Raw genomic sequence first — 16,683 nt, 5'->3', positions numbered from 1 at the left:
GGGTAACCCGTAGGGTTTGCCCGTGGTGCAACCCATTCGAAACGAAGCGAAGGTGCGAAATTGATTCGTCGGCACACCCGGCGTCGCGGCTCCCGCGCCGCGGCGATGATCGCGGCGACGGCAGTAGCCGCCGGACTGCTGTCCGGTCTCGGCGCGAGTCCCGCCTCGGCTGACCCGATCATCGATTCGAAGAGCCTGCTCGCCAACCCCGTTTCCGAGGACGGCTCCAAGATCGTCAAGGCCGAGGTGAAGGATTCGCGCAGCCTGCGGCTGCACGTGTACTCCGCGGCCATGGACGAGAACATCATCGTCGACGTGCAGCGCCCCGCCGACGCCTCCGTTCCGCGCCCCACCCTGTACCTGCTCAACGGTGCGGGCGGCGGCGAGGACTCCGCGTCCTGGGTCGCCAAGACCGACGCGCTCGAGTTCCTCGGCGACAAGAACGTCAACGTGATCCAGCCGATCGGCGGCTCCTGGAGCTACTACACCGACTGGATCAAGGACGACCCGGTCGTCGGCCGCAACAAGTGGAAGACTTTCTTCACCGAGGAGCTGCCCCCGCTGGTCGACGGCGCGCTGGGCACCAACGGCGTGAACGCGATCGCCGGCCTGTCCACCTCGGGCACCACCGTGCTCGCGCTGCCGATCGCCAAGCCCGGCCTGTACAAGGCGGCCGCGGCCTACTCCGGCTGCGCGCAGACCTCCGACCCGGTGGGCTCGGAGTTCGTCAAGCTCACGGTGGAGACCTGGGGCGGTGGCGACACCATGAACATGTGGGGCCCGCAGGGCTCGGAGGAATGGGTCAAGAACGATCCGTACGTGAACGCCGAGGGTCTGCGTGGCCTCGACCTCTACATCTCCACCGGCAACGGCCTGCCCGGCCCGTACGACACCCTCGACGGTCCGTACGCCCTGCCCGGTGCCTACGGCCTGGCCAACCAGATCGTCATCGGTGGCGTCATCGAGGCGGGCACCAACTACTGCACCCACAACCTGGCGAACCGGCTCAACGAGCTCGGCATCCCGGCGACCTTCAACTTCCGCCCCAACGGCACCCACTCGTGGGGCTACTGGAAGGACGAGCTGAAGCTGTCGTGGCCGACGCTGGCCCGCGGGCTCGGCCTGTAGGTCCCCTCGCTCGACGAACCGCCCCGGTATCCCCGGGGCGGTTCGCATTTTCCCGACTCTCTCTCTCGCCGTTTGCGAATTGTGGTTAACTTAGGTTGACTGGTCCGGCGCTGCCCAGCGGTGGCGTCAGCCCAGTCGACAGCCCGGAACGCGGAACGGAAAGTGAGTGCATGGTCGCCGATCGCAGTGAGGCCGAACGCGCCTGCGAGCCGACCGAAGCACCGGCGAAGGTCGTGCGCCGCAGGCCCAAGGACCGCAAGATGCAGATCATGCGGGCCGCCGCCCGCGCGTTCAGCGCCCGCGGTTACTACCCGGTGGGCGTCGACGAGATCGCGGCCGAGGTCGGCATCTCGGGGCCCGCCCTCTACCGCCACTTCGCCAACAAGTACGCGCTGCTCGTCGCCGCCGCTGAGGCGGGCGCGCGCGGGCTGCGCGATGTCGCCAAGGCCGCCGACGACCCGTCCGCCGACCCGGAGGCCAGGCTCGACGCGCTGCTCACCGCCGTCGCCGAACAGAACATCGACATCCGCCGCGAAGGCGGTCTCTACCGCTGGGAACGGCGCTACCTCGAGCGCGAGGACCGGGTCCGGATCCGCGCGTTCTATCGCGAACTCGAGGCGCTGGTCGCCGCGCCGATCGCCGAGCTCAGGCCGGAACTGACCGAGGACGATGTCACCGTGCTCGCCGTCGGCGCGCTGTCCGCGCTGGCCAGCATCGCCGCGCACCGCACCACGCTCTCGCACGCGCGCATGCTCGCGCTGCAACTCGACATGGCCTGGTCGATCGTGCGCGCCGACCTGCCGCCCGCGCCCGCTGAGCCCGACCACGGCAAGCAGAACCGCGGCCTACCCGTCACGTCGAAACGCGAACAACTGCTCACCGAGGCGATCCGCATCTTCGGCCGCAACGGGTACCACGAGTCCGGCATCGAGGAGATCGGCGCCGCCGTCGGCATCAACGCCTCCAGCGTCTACCGGCACTTCGACAGCAAGGCCGACCTGCTCGCCGCCGCTTTTCATCGCACGGGCGACCGGATGGCCGTCGCGATCGGCGAGGCGCTGGCCGAATCGGAGAACCGCGCCGACGCCGCGCGCCGCATCGCCGACCGCTACGCCCGGCTCACCTTCTCGACGCCGGAGATCATGCCGGTCTACTACGCGGAGTTCAGCAATCTGCCGCAGGCCGAGCAGCACCGGCTGCGCGCCCTGCAGCGCCAGAACATCCTCGAATGGGCCAACCTGCTCGACGACGACCCCATCGAGGCCCGCTTCCGGGTGCACGCGGCCATCGGTCAGATCATCGACGTCGGCCGCCTGCTGCGCTTCGACTCCCGCCCCGAACAGCTCGCCCGGCTCGCGGCCCTGACCGGCGCGGTACTGCTCGGCGACGCGCCGAAGCCGGACTGAGCCGCGCCGGTCAGCGCCCGTGCCGGAGCCGGAACAGGGCCTTGGCCGTGCGCAGGTGCCGGGGATGACGATCGAAGGTCGACAGGCGCACCGGCGCCCGATACCGCCTGCGCGCGATCGACATCGTGCGGCTGAACTCCTGCAACCCCTGCTCGCCGTGGCTGTGCCCCTGCCCGTACTCGCCGACCCCGCCGAAGGGCAGCGCCGGGATGCCGGTGAACGCGGTCGACGAATTCACCGTCACCACACCCACGCTGAGCTGCTCGGCGATGAACTCCGCGCTGGGGATGTCGCGGGTGAACACGGTGACCGCGATGCCGTTGCCCGCGGCGTTCACCCGCGCGACCGCGTCGGCGAGATCGGCCACCCGGTTCACCACGAGCACCGGGCCGATGCCCTCGCCGGTGATGGCGATGCTCTCCTCGGGCACCTCGGCCAGCACGATCGGCTCCACATACGGATCGCGGAACGAGTCGAGCCCGCCCAGGACCGCGTGGCCGCCGCGGGCGATGGCGTCGCGGACCTGCCTGCGCACCACGTCGACCTGGGCGGCATTGATCATCGGACCGTAGGCGGCGCGATTGTCGGCGCCCGGCCGCAGCTTCGCGGCCCGCTCGGCCGCCCTGGCCAGGAAGTCGTCGAACACCGAATCGGCGACATAACAGCGCTGGATGCCCGAGGCGTTCTGGCCCGCGTTGGCCATGGCCCCGAACACGGCGGCCTCGGCGGCGGCGTCGAGATCGGCGTCGACGTGCACGATCATGCTGCCCTTGCCGCTGTGTTCCACCACGACCGGCGTCAGCGTCTGCGCGCACAGCGCGATCACCTCGCGGCCGCCCGCTTCCGGGCCCGCGTAGGCGATCTTGTCGACCTTGGCCTTGCACAGCGCGGTCGCCGTGCGGGTGTCACCGGTGACGGCCTGCAGCACCGGCTGGTCGGGGACGACCGTGGCCCAGCTACGGGCCAGCCACACCCCGACCCCGGTGGTGATCTCGTGCGGATGGAACACCATCGCGTTGCCCGCCGCCATCGCGTAGGCGATCGAACCCATCGGGGTGAAGACCGGGTTGTTCCACGCGCCGAGCACACCGACCACACCCAGGGGCAGATAGCCGACCGAGGCGTGCTGATTGCGCGTGAACCACCCTGTCGCCAAGCGTTTCCGGCCCAGCGCGCGTTCGGCGTTGCGGGCCGCCCAGTCCAGATTCTCGACCGCGAGCATCACCTCGAGCGCCGCGTCGGCCTCCGGTTTGCCGGTCTCGGCACGCAGCACCTCCACCAATTCGCCCGCGTTCCTGGCGATCTGGGCCCGCCAGTCCAGCAGCAGCCTGCGGCGTTCGGCGAATCTCAGTTCGCCCCACCAGCTCTGGGTCGCGCGCGCCGTGCGCACCGCGCGGGTGACCTCGGCGGGACCGTCGACGGAATACTGCGCGAGCTGCTCGCCGGTGCGCGGGTCGAACGACGTCAGCACGTCGGACCGCCCCGTCGGCGCAGCGGTGGCCTCTGTCATCGTCACCTCTCACGGGAGATCGAACGCGCCCTGGCACGGGCAGGTGAGACGAGTGTTTCCCCGTCGGCCAGCGTATGGGCGTCCGGGCGAGCCGACAAGGTGGATTTGCGCACACGACAAACGGCCGGGCGAACGGCCGGACCGGTAACATCGCGCCGAACGGTACAGATCACTTACCGACAAGCTAATTTCCGTGATGGTGGAGAGTTGATGCCGAGTTCGATCTCAATGGATTCGCCCGCAGGGGGCGTCGCGTCGCGTGCCGATGAGCCCGCGGTGCTGGTGTCCGATGTGCGCAAGTCCTTCGGCGACGTGCACGCGTTGCAAGGCATCAGCTTCCGGGCGGAGAAGGCCAGTGTGCTCGGCATCCTCGGGCCCAACGGCGCGGGCAAGACCACCACGGTCAAGATCCTGTCGACGCTGCTGCGCCCCGACTCCGGCACCGCCGTCGTGGCGGGTCACGACGTGCGCACCGACGCCGCGGGCGTGCGCCGCGCGATCATGATGACCGGCCAGTACGCCGCCCTCGACGAGAACCTGACCGGCCGCGAGAACCTCGAGCTGTTCGGGCGGCTGATGGGCCTGTCCAAGTCGGCCGCGCGCAAGCGCGCCGAAGTCCTGCTCGAGGAGTTCGACCTGGTCAGCGCCGGTAAGCGGGCCGTGCGCAACTACTCGGGCGGCATGCGCCGTCGCGTCGACATCGCCTGCGGGCTGGTCGTGCGGCCCGAGGTGGTGTTCCTCGACGAGCCGACCACCGGCCTCGACCCGCGCAGCCGCCAGGGCGTGTGGGACCTGGTCACCGCGCTCAAGAACCAGGGCATCACGGTGCTGCTCACCACGCAGTACCTCGAAGAGGCCGACGTGCTCAGCGACAACATCATCGTCATCGACAAGGGCACCGTCATCGCGGAGGGCACCGCCGACCAGCTCAAGGCCAAGACCGGCGGCAGCTTCTGCGAGATCGTCCCGCTCGACCCCAGCCGCCTCGCCGCGACCGTCGAGGCGCTCGGTGACCTGGTCCCCGCCGCCGTCGCGGCCGAGATCGCCGGCGCCGACAAACTCTCCGTCCCCGCGCCCGACGGTGCCGCCACCCTCGCCGAAGCGCTGCGCAGGCTCGACAGCGCCGGCATCGACCTGGCCGACATCGCGCTGCGCAGGCCTTCGCTCGACGACGTGTTCCTCTCGATCACCGGCCATTCGGGCGGCCACCAGTGAGTGCCCCGACCGTCGCGGGGACCACCCTGTTCGACGACCTCCCCCCGGCACAGCCGAGCAGCTTCGCGCAGTGGCGCGCGCTGACCGGCCGCGTCGTCTGGACCATGGTCACCAAGGGCGAGCTGATCGTCGCGGTGCTGTTCCCGCTGGTGATCACCGTGGCCTTCTACCTGCCGCTGCGGTACGTGATGAAGGTCCAGGGCATCGACTACGCGCAGTACGTCATGCCGATCATCGTGCTCCAGACGATGGCGATGACCATGATGTCGAACGCGCAGCTGGCCGCCTTCGAGGCGCTCACCGGCCTGAGCTCGCGGCTGCAGACCATGCCGATCGGCTCGCTGGTTCCGCTGGTCTCGCGGATCAGCGCGGGCCTGGTGCGCTCGGTGATCTCGCTGGCCGCCACCATCGGCTACGGCTACCTGATCGGCTTCCGGTTCACCGGCGGCTGGCTGCAGGCGCTGGCGTTCTGCGGTTTCGCGCTGGCCGTCGGCCTGGTGCTGACGCTCGGCGCCGACGCGCTCGGCAGCCTCACCAAGAACCCCGAGTCGCTGAGCCAGGCGCTCACCCTGCCGATCCTGATCTTCGGGATGCTGTCCACCGGGTTCGTGCCCGAGCAGGCCTTTCCGAGCTGGGCGCGCGGCTTCGCCCGCAACCAGCCGATCTCGCAGGCCGCCCAGACCCTCAGCGACATGGCCGCGGGCCAGGTGAGCTGGGCGGGGACCTGGGTGTCGCTGGCGTGGCTCGGTGGCCTGGCCATCTTCTTCCTCCCACTGGCTGTGTGGGCGAGTGTGAGGCGATCATGACGACGACCACTCCCGAGCGGAACTCGCTGCCCGCCGACGAGACCGCGGCGCTGCTGCCGGTGGTGCACGCCAAGCCGGAAGGCGCGGTGTCGAACTGGGCGACCCACAGCCTCCTGCAGTGCAAGCGCCTGCTGATGGTGTGGCTGCGCGATCCGGCGACGACGATCCAGACCATCGTCTACCCCGCGGTGACGCTGATGATGTTCCGCATCGTGCTCGGCGACTACATCACCGCCTACGGCGGCATGCCCGCGATCTACGGCCAGGCCGCGCTGCTCACCCTGGTGGCGGCCATGACCGGCGCGGTGGTCAGCGCGCTCGGCTTCAAGCGGGAGAAGGCCGCCGGGCTGCTCAGCCGGTTCTACACGATGCCGCTGAACAAGGCCTCGCTGCTGACGGGCCGGTTGCTGGCCGAGGCGGTGCGCATCCTCATCACCACGGTGATCGTGCTGCTCGTCGCGGTGCCGCTGGGCTTCCTGTTCATGGAGGACCCGCTCACCAACATCGCGCTGGTCTGCGTGCCGGTGGTGTTCGGGCTCGGCTTCGCGGTGATGGTGACCGCGCTGGCCACCGTCACCGAGGGCGTGATGCTGATCAGCCTGATCAGCATCGTCAACACGCTGCTGATGTTCTTCAACACCGGCTTCGTCCCGATCATCGCCTACCCGACCTGGCTGCAGGCCACCGTGGAGAACCAGCCGATGAGCTGCGCGATCAACGCGATGATCGGCCTGTCCTACGGCGGACCGGTCGCCGAGCCGCTGCTGAAGACGCTGGCCTGGACGGTCGGCATGATCGCGGTCTTCGCCTACCCGGCGATCGTCGGCTACAAGCGCGCCGCGCAGACCGCCTGAGACCCACCACGATCGTCCCGCGGTCCGGGTGACCGCGGGGCGATCGTGGTGTCAGTGGGTGGGCGCCTCGGCGGGCGCGAACGGGTAGTCGACCCACCGATTACGGTTGGTCCAGCCGACCAGGTCGTAGCGCCAGCGGAACGGCCAGGTGTGGGCGACCGTGTTGAACAGGACGGCGCCGAGGGCGGTGTAGTCCTCGTGCGCCGAGAGCAGCGCCCGCTGCCCCCGCGCGGATTCGGTGAAGAACGCCTCGAACATGGCGATCGACTGGTCGGTGGTGAGCCTGCCCAGCCCCCACAGCCCGCGCATCCGCATCCAGTACACCGCGCGCGCCCGCCATGGCCACAGCGCCTCGATCGGGTCGTTGCCCTGTTGCACGGCGGCGACCGCGGTGTCGATCAGCGCGAGCGAGTCGCCGACGGAGTAGCCGGTGCACGGGTGCATCATTCCGCCGCGCGAACCGAACGGCACGGCGACGGCGGTGCCCTTCTTCGGCGGCGGCTGGTCGAGCGGGTAGTGCGCGGCCTCGTGCGGCTCGTCGCCGGTGAGGCGGATGCCGTGCGCGGCCAGCCTGTTCAGCGTCCGCTTGCGCAGCTCGTGCTGGGGCATGCCGCCGCGCAGGCCGAGGCTGGTCTCCTCGAAGATCACCGTGCCGTCGCCGAGCGGCACCGCGTACAGGAACGACGGCGGCTCGTCGGGGCCGGCGCCGTTCTCCGGCCGCCAGTCCAGCAGCAGCCCTTCGCCGTCGGCCACCATCGGCGCCGCGGTCTCCGCGTCGACGAAGATGCCGTGCGCGGAGGCGGCCCTGCGCTTGCCGAGGGTCGGCAGCCCCCTGGTGTCGAACACCGTCGCCGCCTTGATCACGGCGCCGTCGGCGAGTTCCACCTCGTGCCGGTCGACCCTGGTCGCCCGCGCGGCGACCACCGTCGCGTCGTCGAGGGCGAGCGCCGCGTGCAGCCCCGCCTTGGACAGCACGCAGTACGGGCGGTCGATCCGGTGCTCGGTCTTGGTCCAGACCGTCGGCGTGGCGATCCGCTGTGCGATGGCACTCGCGGGCAACCACTCCGGCAGCTCGTCCACCCAGCACGAGAAGGTCGGCGGGAACAGCCGGTCGGGCCGGGGATCCACCGCGGCCACCCGCAATCCCGCGCCCGCGGCGCGATGCGCCAGCCCCCGCCCGGTCGGCCCCAACCCGACCACACACACATCGAACTCCCGCGCACTGTCCACGCTCGCATTCAATCCGCTGCCGCCCGCGGCGCGCAACAAGCCGGACGGGCGGGCAGGGCACATCGGCCCGCGAGCCATGGTTCCTGGGCGGAACTCAGTCCTCCAGCGCGAGCGCTTGGCGCATCGTCAATCGCCCCTGGGTCTGCATCAGCGACCGGCGGTAGATCTTCTCCGCCACCACCACGATCCCGTAGGCGGCCACCGCCATCACCGCCAGCGCGACGACCGGTTCCCACCAGACCGCGCTGCCCTCGGCGAGCCGGCCGGGCATGGCGACGATCGACATGATCGGCACATACGACGCCACCACCCGCGCGGTCCCGGTGAGGAAGATGCCCGCGAACAACACGATCATGATCAGCATCGACAGGGGAGTGGCCGTGGACTGCAGGTCCTCGCTGCGGGTGGCCAGCGAGCCAGCGACCGCCCACAGGCAGGCCAGCGCGAGGAAACCGACCAGGAAGAACACGATGAACCAGCCTGCGGCTCCGGCGATCCGGCCCAGCTGATCGCCCTGCCCGATCGCCGCGAGTCCCACCAGCCCGGCACCGACGAACAAACCGAGCTGGATGAACGCCAGCACCGCGTTGCCCGCGACCTTGCCGATCAGCAACTGCCGCAACGGCATCGCGCTGGCCAGGATCTCGACGATCCGGTTCTGCTTCTCCTCCACCACGCTCTGCGCGATGGACATGCCGAACAGCACCGAGGACAGATAGAAGAGGAAGGCGAACACGAACGCCACGATCTTGGCGAGACCGGGATCGACGGCGCCCTGCTCCAGCAGGTCGTAGGTCACCCCGGCGCCGCGGCCGAGTTCCTCCAGCGAGACGCCCGCCGCCGCGGCATTGCGTTCCAGGGCGAGCTGGGTCGCGGCGGCGGTGATGTAGGTGGTGGCGTTGTCGTCCTCGGCCGTCTTGCCGATCAGCCGCCACCCGGAGTCGACCGGCACCAGCCCGACCTCGGCCCGCTCGTCGCGCACCGCCTGCTCGACGGCGGCCCGATCAGCCATCGGCTCGGTGGTGAAGGTGACATCGGTATCGGCCGCCGAGGCCAGCCCGTCGGCCGTCTGCACGACCGTCGCGGCGTCCGGCCCGGTGACCGCGACCGCGATCCGATCCGGCCTGCTGCTCAGGAAACCGGTGACGGCCAGCGACGCGACGATGGCCACGATGGTCACCACCGTCGAAATGACGAAGTTGCGATCCCGCAGCTTCACCACGATCTCCCTGGCGGCGACGATCCGCCACACTCCGCGCGACCCGCTCATGTCCTGCCCTCCTGGCATGCTCGGGCGCCCTGCGTGGTGACGCGAGCTACCGCCTCCGGGCGCTGACCGTTCATGCCGTCACCTCCCGGTAGATCTCCGCCACCGTGGGCCGCAGCTCGGCGAACTCGCGCACCGACCCGCGCGCGAGCGCCTCGGTGAGGACCGAATCGGTGCTCGCGCCCGTCAATTCGAGTACCGCCGCCGACCCGTTCGTCTCGACCACCCTGACCCCGGCGAATGCGCGCAGCCATCCCGGGTCGCTGTCGACGACCAGCCGGTATCGCGCCGCGCTGCCCGCCCGCAACGACTCCACCGAGCCCTGCCCGACCACCCGCCCACCGGCGAGGATCACCAGCTGATCGCACAGCCGCTCGACCAGATCGAGCTGATGCGAGGAGAACAGCACCGGCACCCCCTGGTCGGCGTACTCGCGCAGCAGCTCGGCCATGGAGTCGACCGCGACGGGGTCGAGCCCCGAGAACGGCTCGTCGAGGATGAGGGCCGTCGGCCGCGCGATCACCGCCGCCGCGATCTGCACGCGCTGCTGGTTCCCGAGCGACAGCGATTCGAGCTTGTCCCTGCCCCGCTCCCCGAGCCCGAACCGCTCCAGCAGGTCCCCGGCCCGCGCCCTGGCCGCCGCCGCGCTCACGCCACGCAACCGCGCCAGATAGACCAGCTGATCGACGACCGGCTGTTTGGGATAGAGCCCGCGTTCCTCCGGCATGTAGCCGAAGGCGCGGCGATCGGCGGCGGTCACCGGACGCCCTGCCCAGCTGATCTCGCCCGCGTGCACGGCGAGTACCCCCATGATCATCCGCATGGTGGTGGTCTTGCCCGCTCCGTTGCCGCCGACGAACCCGGTCAGCGCGCCGGGCGCCACCGTGAACGACACGTGGTCGACCGCCACGTTGTCGCCGAAACGCCGGACCAGTCGCGCGACTTCCAACATCCCACAACCGTACCGATCCAAGGGCTTTCGCCGAGGTAGGTCAGCGCGGAGTGACCCAGGTGGTGATGTCGGCGTGCACGACCTCGACGCCGTCCTTGTCGTAGATCGACACGGGCACGGTCAGTTCGGTGCCCTCGGTGATGGCGGCGAAGTCGGGGATCTCGGCCAGCTTCGCCACGGCGCGCAGGCCGGTCTCGGCCTTGGTCAGGTACTGCACATTCATCGCCTTGGGGATCCAGCGATGCGTGGTCGGCACCGTGGCCTCGCTGAGCATGCCCATCGCGACCTCGGCGAGGTTGCAGGCCGCGATCGCGTGGAAGGTGCCCAGATGGTTGTGGATGCCGAACCACTTGGGGGAGGTCACCTCGCAGATCCCGGGCTCGAGCCGGACCACCTGCGGCAGCACGGTACCGAAGTAGGGGACCCGGGCGACCATGCCCAGCGAGAACAGCGTGTGCCCGAGACGATTGTCGGGCAGTTTCTTCCAGCCGCGGTACGTCGCGGTTTCCTGTGCCATTCCCGTATCTTACTCAAAAGTAAGGTAGCGCGGAACCCGCCCCGGCGGGGTGTCGGCGCCGCGCCAGCTACCATGGACCGGCACAGCTCGATCGGCGGTGCGGTCCAGGTAGAAGGCCCCTCGCGGCGTGATCGATACCTCATGACCCCCGATTTGAAGACCGCCGACGGCATGGTGCATACTGTTCGGGTTGCCTTTCACAGGATCATGTCTTCTCCTCGGAGGAGGCGGGTCGCGTGAGGCGAGCAGTAGTTTGTATCCCGCCGGTTCGCCGGGGTGGATACGTCCGGGACCACCGTTCCAGGCCAAGGTGAGCAAGCGACCAGGGCTGAGGAATGAGCGAAAAGGCGACACGCCCGACCGCGTGGACCGGAGAACCATGACAGATGAACAGCGGCGAGGATCGGGCGGTGCCCGGTCGCGGTCTCCAGACTGAGATCTTCGTGTGTTCGGGCTGTGCAAATGAGGGTGGTGCAGGAGCCAGCTCCTGTGACCACGAAGGAAAGCGGAGAAAAGGACACTTAGCGTGGCGGGACAAAAGATCCGCATCAGGCTCAAGGCCTATGACCACGAGGCGATCGACGCGTCTGCGCGCAAGATCGTGGAGACGGTGACCCGCACTGGCGCCCGTGTGGTCGGGCCTGTGCCGTTGCCCACCGAGAAGAACGTGTACTGCGTCATCCGTTCGCCGCACAAGTACAAGGACTCGCGCGAACACTTCGAGATGCGTACGCACAAGCGCCTCATCGACATCCTCGACCCGACGCCGAAGACGGTCGACGCGCTCATGCGCATCGATCTGCCGGCCAGCGTCGACGTCAACATCCAGTGACGGGGACTCGAGATATGACTGACAACAAGAACCGGCCCGCGGCCGGCATCCTGGGCACCAAGCTCGGCATGACCCAGGTCTTCGACGAGAAGAACCGCGTCGTCCCGGTCACCGTCATCAAGGCGGGCCCGAACGTGGTCACCCAGATCCGCACCGTGGAGCGCGACGGCTACTCGGCCGTCCAGATCGCTTTCGGCGCCATCGACCCGCGCAAGGTGAACAAGCCGGACGCCGGCCAGTTCGCCAAGGCCGGTGTCACCCCGCGCCGCCACGTCACCGAGATCCGCGTCGCGGATGCCTCCACCTTCGAGGTCGGCCAGGAGCTCTCCGCCGACGTCTTCGAAGAGGGCACCTACGTCGACGTGACCGGTATCAGCAAGGGCAAGGGCTTCGCCGGCACCATGAAGCGTCACGGCTTCGCCGGTCAGGGCGCCTCGCACGGTGCGCAGGCTGTGCACCGTCGCCCCGGCTCCATCGGTGGCTGCGCCACCCCCGGCCGCGTGTTCAAGGGCATGCGCATGTCGGGTCGCATGGGTAAGGAACGCGTCACCACGCAGAACCTCTCGGTTCACAAGGTCGACGCCGAGAACGGCCTGCTCCTGGTCAAGGGTGCCATCCCGGGCCGCAAGGGCAACGTCGTGATCGTCAAGAGCGCCGTGAAGGGTGGTGCGCACGCATGACCAGCCTCGACAAGAAGGCCAACCTGACGCTGACCGTGAAGGCCGCAGGCGGCAAGACCGAAGGCACCGTCGAACTCCCCGCGGAGATCTTCGACGTGACCGCCAACGTCGCGCTGATGCACCAGGTCGTCATCGCGCAGCTGGCCGCCGCTCGCCAGGGCACCCACGCCACGAAGACTCGTGGTCAGGTCTCCGGTGGCGGCAAGAAGCCGTACCGCCAGAAGGGCACCGGTCGCGCCCGCCAGGGTTCGACCCGCGCGCCGCAGTTCGCCGGCGGTGGCACCGTCCACGGCCCGCAGCCGCGTGACTACAGCCAGCGGACCCCCAAGAAGATGAAGGCCGCCGCCCTGCGTGGCGCCCTGTCCGACCGGGCCCGCAACGAGCGCATCCACGTGATCACCGAGCTGGTCGCGGGTCAGACCCCGTCGACCAAGGCCGCCAAGAGCTTCCTGTCCGAGCTGTCGGACCGCAAGAAGTTCCTGGTCGTCGTCGGTCGCGAGGACGTCGCCGCGTGGAAGAGCGTGGCGAACCTGCAGAACGTGCTGCCGATCGCCCCGGATCAGCTCAACACCTACGACGTCCTCAACAGCGACGAACTGGTGTTCAGCGTCGAGGCCCTGAACGCGTTCGTTCACGGTCCCGCCGAGGCGGCCCAGGAGGAGAGCAAGTGAGCACCATCGCCGACCCCCGCGACATCCTGCTCGCACCGGTCATCTCGGAGAAGTCCTACGGACTGATCGAGGAAGGCACCTACACCTTCCTGGTGCACCCGGATTCGAACAAGACGCAGATCAAGATCGCCGTCGAGAAGGTCTTCGGCGTCAAGGTCACCAGCGTCAACACCGCCAACCGTCAGGGCAAGCGCAAGCGGACCCGCTTCGGTTACGGCAAGCGCAAGGACACCAAGCGCGCGCTCGTGACCATCTCGGCCGACAGCAAGCCCATCGAGATCTTCGGAGGCCCGGTCGCGTAAGCGGCTGGTCATCCAGAAAGTAGAGAAGAACTCATGGCAATCCGTAAGTACAAGCCGACAACGCCGGGCCGTCGTGGCTCCAGCGTCTCGGACTTCGCCGAGATCACCCGGTCGACGCCGGAGAAGTCGCTGCTGCGCCCGCTCACCAAGTCCGGTGGTCGTAACGCGCACGGTCGCATCACCACGCGTCACCGCGGTGGCGGTCACAAGCGTGCCTACCGTCTGATCGACTTCCGTCGCCTGGACAAGGACGGCATCCCGGCCAAGGTCGCGCACATCGAGTACGACCCCAACCGCACCGCCAACATCGCACTGCTGCACTACGCCGACGGCGAGAAGCGCTACATCATCGCGCCGAAGGGCATCCAGCAGGGCAGCCCGATCGAGTCCGGCCCCACGGCCGACATCAAGCCGGGCAACAACCTGCCGCTGCGCAACATCCCGACCGGTACCACGATCCACAACGTGGAGCTGCGTCCGGGCGGCGGCGCCAAGATGGCCCGTGCCGCAGGCATGAGCATCCAGCTGCTGGGCAAGGAGGGTCCGTACGCGACCCTGCGTATGCCCTCCGGTGAAATCCGCCGTGTCGACGTGCGCTGCCGCGCCACCGTCGGCGAGGTCGGCAACGCCGAGCAGTCGAACATCAACTGGGGCAAGGCCGGCCGTATGCGCTGGAAGGGCCGCCGTCCCACCGTCCGTGGTGTCGTCATGAACCCGGTCGACCACCCGCACGGTGGTGGTGAGGGCAAGACCTCCGGTGGTCGCCACCCGGTCTCCCCGTGGGGTCAGCCTGAGGGCCGCACCCGCAAGCCCAACCGCCCGAGCGACAAGCTCATCGTCCGCCGCCGCAAGACCGGCAAGAAGCGCTAAGGAGGAGGTAAGAAATGCCACGCAGCCTCAAGAAGGGCCCGTTCGTCGACGACCACCTCCTCGCGAAGGTGGACGTGCAGAACGAGAAGGGCACGAAGCAGGTCATCAAGACCTGGTCGCGTCGCTCGACCATCATCCCCGATTTCATCGGCCACACCTTCGCCGTCCACGACGGTCGCAAGCATGTCCCGGTGTTCATCTCGGACAACATGGTCGGCCACAAGCTCGGTGAGTTCGCGCCGACCAGGACGTTCAAGAGCCACGTCAAGGACGACCGGAAGAGCAAGCGGCGATGACTGAAACCAACACCGAAACGGTTCAGAACCCGACTGCCCGCGCCACCGCTAAGCACGTGCGGGTCACCCCGATGAAGGCGCGTCGCGTCGTGGACCTGGTCCGCGGCAAGCGTGTCGAGGACGCCCTGGCGATCCTGAAGTTCGCGCCGCAGGCCGCGAGCGAGCCGGTCGCCAAGGTCGTGGCCAGCGCCGCGGCGAACGCCGAGAACAACCTCGGTCTGAACCCGGCCACCCTGGTCATCTCGACCGCGTTCGTCGACGAGGGTGCCACCATGAAGCGTTTCCAGCCGCGGGCCCAGGGCCGCGCGTTCCGGATCCGCAAGCGCACCAGCCACATCACCATCGAGGTCGAGAGCGTGCCCACTGCCGGCGCTGCCACTCGTAGCCGCCGGAAGGGAGGGGCAAAGTAAATGGGACAGAAAATCAACCCCCATGGCTTCCGCCTCGGTATCACCACCGACTGGAAGTCGCGTTGGTACGCGGACAAGCAGTACGCGGAATACGTGAAGGAAGACGTTCAGATCCGCAAGCTCCTCGCCACCGGCATGGAGCGGGCAGGCATCTCGAAGGTCGAGATCGAGCGCACCCGTGACCGCGTGCGTGTGGACATCCACACCGCGCGTCCCGGCATCGTGATCGGTCGCCGTGGCGCGGAGGCCGACCGCATCCGCGCCGAGCTGGAGAAGCTCACCAAGAAGCAGGTTCAGCTGAACATCCTCGAGGTCAAGAACCCCGAGTCGGATGCGCAGCTGGTCGCTCAGGGTGTCGCCGAGCAGCTCAGCAACCGTGTGGCGTTCCGTCGCGCGATGCGCAAGGCCATCCAGTCGGCCATGCGTTCGCCGAACGTCAAGGGCATCCGTGTGCAGTGCTCGGGCCGCCTCGGTGGCGCCGAAATGTCGCGCTCGGAGTTCTACCGCGAGGGTCGCGTCCCGCTGCACACGCTGCGCGCGGACATCGACTACGGCCTCTACGAGGCCAAGACCACCTTCGGTCGCATCGGCGTGAAGGTCTGGATCTACAAGGGTGACATCGTCGGTGGTCGTCGTGAGCTGACCGCCGCCGCCGCTGCTCCGGAGCGCCCGCGTCGCGAGCGTCCGAGCCGCCCGCGTCGTTCCGGTTCCGCCGGCACCACCGCGACCTCGACCGAGGTCGGTCGCGCCGCCACCGCTGTGGCGGACGCACCGGCAGAGAACCAGGAGGGCTGACGCATGCTGATGCCCCGTCGCGTCAAGCACCGCAAGCAGCACCACCCGTCCCGCTCCGGCATGTCCAAGGGCGGCACCGCGGTGGCGTTCGGTGAGTACGGCATCCAGGCTCTCGAGCCCGCCTACGTCACCAACCGTCAGATCGAGTCGGCGCGTATCGCGATGACCCGCCACATCAAGCGTGGCGGCAAGATCTGGATCAACATCTACCCCGACCGCCCGCTCACCAAGAAGCCTGCCGAGACCCGCATGGGTTCCGGTAAGGGTTCGCCGGAGTGGTGGGTCGCGAACGTGAAGCCCGGTCGGGTCATGTTCGAGATGTCTTACCCGAATGAGGAGATCGCTCGCGAGGCCCTGCGTCGCGCGATGCACAAGCTCCCGATGAAGTGCAGGATCGTGACCAGGGAGGAGCAGTTCTGATGGCTACCGGAACACCGGCCGCAGAGCTCCGCGAGCTCAACGAAGAAGAGCTCGTGGCCAAACTGCGCGAGAGCAAGGAAGAGCTCTTCAACCTGCGCTTCCAGATGGCGACGGGTCAGCTCGACAACAACCGTCGTCTGCGCGTCGTCCGCCACGAGATCGCGCGCATCTACACGGTCATGCGTGAGCGCGAGCTCGGCCTGGCCACGGCACCCGCTGGCAAGGGAGACGCGGCATGAGCGAGAACAAGGAAGAGCGCAACAGCCGCAAGGTACGCAGCGGCTACGTCGTCTCGGACAAGATGAACAAGACGATCGTCGTCGAGCTGGAAGACCGTCACCGGCACCCGCTCTACGGCAAGATCATTCGCACCACCTCCAAGGTGAAGGCGCATGACGAGAACGAGATCGCCGGCATCGGCGACCGCGTTCAGCTGATGGAGACCCGTCCGCTGTCGGCCACCAAGCGCTGGCGTCTGGTCGAGGTCCTGGAGAAGGCCAAGTAAGGTCCCTCCTCGATCCA

The 16,683-nt window shown here is 68.6% G+C and carries 21 protein-coding genes; 16 read left to right on the top strand and 5 right to left on the bottom strand.

Going from position 1 to position 16,683, the window contains the following annotated elements; all coding sequences use genetic code 11:
* Positions 1-105: 105 nt before the first annotated feature.
* On the top strand, positions 106-1,128 hold the full coding sequence (locus AB0H56_RS10400; RefSeq protein WP_110037237.1) for an alpha/beta hydrolase family protein: 1,023 nt from the start codon (positions 106-108) through the stop codon (positions 1,126-1,128).
* Between the two features lie 170 nt (positions 1,129-1,298).
* The gene (locus AB0H56_RS10395) at positions 1,299-2,534 is read left to right on the top strand and encodes a TetR/AcrR family transcriptional regulator (RefSeq protein WP_357160122.1); all 1,236 of its coding nucleotides are present in this window, start codon (positions 1,299-1,301) and stop codon (positions 2,532-2,534) included.
* Positions 2,535-2,544: 10 nt separating this feature from the next.
* On the opposite strand, the gene AB0H56_RS10390 is transcribed toward AB0H56_RS10395, so the two are convergent.
* Positions 2,545-4,044 (bottom strand): aldehyde dehydrogenase family protein, encoded by a 1,500-nt coding sequence (locus tag AB0H56_RS10390; RefSeq protein WP_357160119.1) that lies wholly within the window; start codon positions 4,042-4,044, stop codon positions 2,545-2,547.
* A gap of 228 nt (positions 4,045-4,272) precedes the next feature.
* On the opposite strand from AB0H56_RS10390, the gene AB0H56_RS10385 reads away from it, so the two are divergent.
* The 3 genes from AB0H56_RS10385 to AB0H56_RS10375 are packed head-to-tail and all read left to right on the top strand — an operon-like array spanning position 4,273 to position 6,919.
* Positions 4,273-5,259, top strand: a complete 987-nt coding sequence (locus AB0H56_RS10385) for an ATP-binding cassette domain-containing protein (protein WP_110037235.1) — start codon at positions 4,273-4,275, stop codon at positions 5,257-5,259.
* Positions 5,256-6,065 carry an ABC transporter permease gene (locus AB0H56_RS10380; protein WP_357160116.1) on the top strand — a complete coding sequence of 270 codons (810 nt, stop codon included), beginning with the start codon at positions 5,256-5,258 and terminating at the stop codon, positions 6,063-6,065. The genes AB0H56_RS10385 and AB0H56_RS10380 overlap by 4 nt, the downstream gene beginning before the upstream one ends.
* Positions 6,062-6,919, top strand: coding sequence for an ABC transporter permease (locus tag AB0H56_RS10375; RefSeq protein WP_357160113.1), 858 nt, complete (start codon positions 6,062-6,064; stop codon positions 6,917-6,919). The genes AB0H56_RS10380 and AB0H56_RS10375 overlap by 4 nt, the downstream gene beginning before the upstream one ends.
* A 51-nt stretch (positions 6,920-6,970) precedes the next feature.
* Here the strand turns inward: AB0H56_RS10375 and AB0H56_RS10370 are convergent, their stop codons facing one another.
* From AB0H56_RS10370 to AB0H56_RS10355, 4 genes are all read right to left on the bottom strand, one after another.
* Positions 6,971-8,149 (bottom strand): lycopene cyclase family protein, encoded by a 1,179-nt coding sequence (locus AB0H56_RS10370; protein ID WP_357160110.1) that lies wholly within the window; start codon positions 8,147-8,149, stop codon positions 6,971-6,973.
* A gap of 94 nt (positions 8,150-8,243) precedes the next feature.
* Entirely contained in the window at positions 8,244-9,419 is a 1,176-nt protein-coding gene (locus tag AB0H56_RS10365; protein ID WP_357160107.1) for an ABC transporter permease, read from the bottom strand.
* Between the two features lie 70 nt (positions 9,420-9,489).
* Positions 9,490-10,368 (bottom strand): ATP-binding cassette domain-containing protein, encoded by an 879-nt coding sequence (locus tag AB0H56_RS10360; RefSeq protein WP_357160104.1) that lies wholly within the window; start codon positions 10,366-10,368, stop codon positions 9,490-9,492.
* A 40-nt stretch (positions 10,369-10,408) separates the two neighbouring features.
* Positions 10,409-10,885 carry a hotdog fold domain-containing protein gene (locus AB0H56_RS10355; RefSeq protein WP_357160101.1) on the bottom strand — a complete coding sequence of 159 codons (477 nt, stop codon included), beginning with the start codon at positions 10,883-10,885 and terminating at the stop codon, positions 10,409-10,411.
* Positions 10,886-11,411: 526 nt separating this feature from the next.
* Here AB0H56_RS10355 and rpsJ point away from each other — a divergent pair.
* From rpsJ to rpsQ, 11 genes are read left to right on the top strand one after another with little or no spacing between them, the layout of a single operon-like run.
* Positions 11,412-11,717 carry a 30S ribosomal protein S10 gene (rpsJ, locus tag AB0H56_RS10350; protein WP_003938093.1) on the top strand — a complete coding sequence of 102 codons (306 nt, stop codon included), beginning with the start codon at positions 11,412-11,414 and terminating at the stop codon, positions 11,715-11,717.
* 14 nt (positions 11,718-11,731) lie between these two features.
* Complete coding sequence (rplC, locus tag AB0H56_RS10345; protein WP_110037229.1) at positions 11,732-12,397, top strand: 50S ribosomal protein L3; 666 nt, start codon at positions 11,732-11,734, stop codon at positions 12,395-12,397.
* Positions 12,394-13,068 (top strand): 50S ribosomal protein L4, encoded by a 675-nt coding sequence (gene rplD, locus AB0H56_RS10340; protein WP_019045017.1) that lies wholly within the window; start codon positions 12,394-12,396, stop codon positions 13,066-13,068. Before rplC ends, rplD begins: the two co-directional genes overlap by 4 nt.
* Positions 13,065-13,370 (top strand): 50S ribosomal protein L23, encoded by a 306-nt coding sequence (gene rplW / locus AB0H56_RS10335; protein ID WP_019045018.1) that lies wholly within the window; start codon positions 13,065-13,067, stop codon positions 13,368-13,370. The genes rplD and rplW overlap by 4 nt, the downstream gene beginning before the upstream one ends.
* Positions 13,371-13,403: 33 nt before the next feature.
* Entirely contained in the window at positions 13,404-14,240 is an 837-nt protein-coding gene (rplB, locus tag AB0H56_RS10330) for a 50S ribosomal protein L2 (protein WP_110037227.1), read from the top strand.
* Positions 14,241-14,254: 14 nt separating this feature from the next.
* Complete coding sequence (gene rpsS / locus AB0H56_RS10325; protein ID WP_056818481.1) at positions 14,255-14,536, top strand: 30S ribosomal protein S19; 282 nt, start codon at positions 14,255-14,257, stop codon at positions 14,534-14,536.
* Positions 14,533-14,946: a 50S ribosomal protein L22 gene (rplV, locus tag AB0H56_RS10320; RefSeq protein ID WP_019045021.1), complete on the top strand. Its 414-nt coding sequence runs from the start codon at positions 14,533-14,535 to the stop codon at positions 14,944-14,946. Before rpsS ends, rplV begins: the two co-directional genes overlap by 4 nt.
* Positions 14,947-15,741, top strand: coding sequence for a 30S ribosomal protein S3 (rpsC, locus tag AB0H56_RS10315; RefSeq protein ID WP_019045022.1), 795 nt, complete (start codon positions 14,947-14,949; stop codon positions 15,739-15,741).
* 3 nt (positions 15,742-15,744) lie between these two features.
* Positions 15,745-16,161, top strand: coding sequence for a 50S ribosomal protein L16 (rplP, locus tag AB0H56_RS10310; protein ID WP_019045023.1), 417 nt, complete (start codon positions 15,745-15,747; stop codon positions 16,159-16,161).
* Positions 16,161-16,400 carry a 50S ribosomal protein L29 gene (rpmC, locus tag AB0H56_RS10305; RefSeq protein ID WP_019045024.1) on the top strand — a complete coding sequence of 80 codons (240 nt, stop codon included), beginning with the start codon at positions 16,161-16,163 and terminating at the stop codon, positions 16,398-16,400. Before rplP ends, rpmC begins: the two co-directional genes overlap by 1 nt.
* On the top strand, positions 16,397-16,666 hold the full coding sequence (rpsQ, locus tag AB0H56_RS10300; protein ID WP_232996603.1) for a 30S ribosomal protein S17: 270 nt from the start codon (positions 16,397-16,399) through the stop codon (positions 16,664-16,666). The genes rpmC and rpsQ overlap by 4 nt, the downstream gene beginning before the upstream one ends.
* The last annotated feature ends 17 nt before the right edge of the window (positions 16,667-16,683 follow it).

The organism is Nocardia sp. NPDC050717 (assembly GCF_040654275.1).
Taxonomy (GTDB): domain Bacteria; phylum Actinomycetota; class Actinomycetes; order Mycobacteriales; family Mycobacteriaceae; genus Nocardia.
This window is presented reverse-complemented; position numbering and strand designations above follow the sequence as displayed.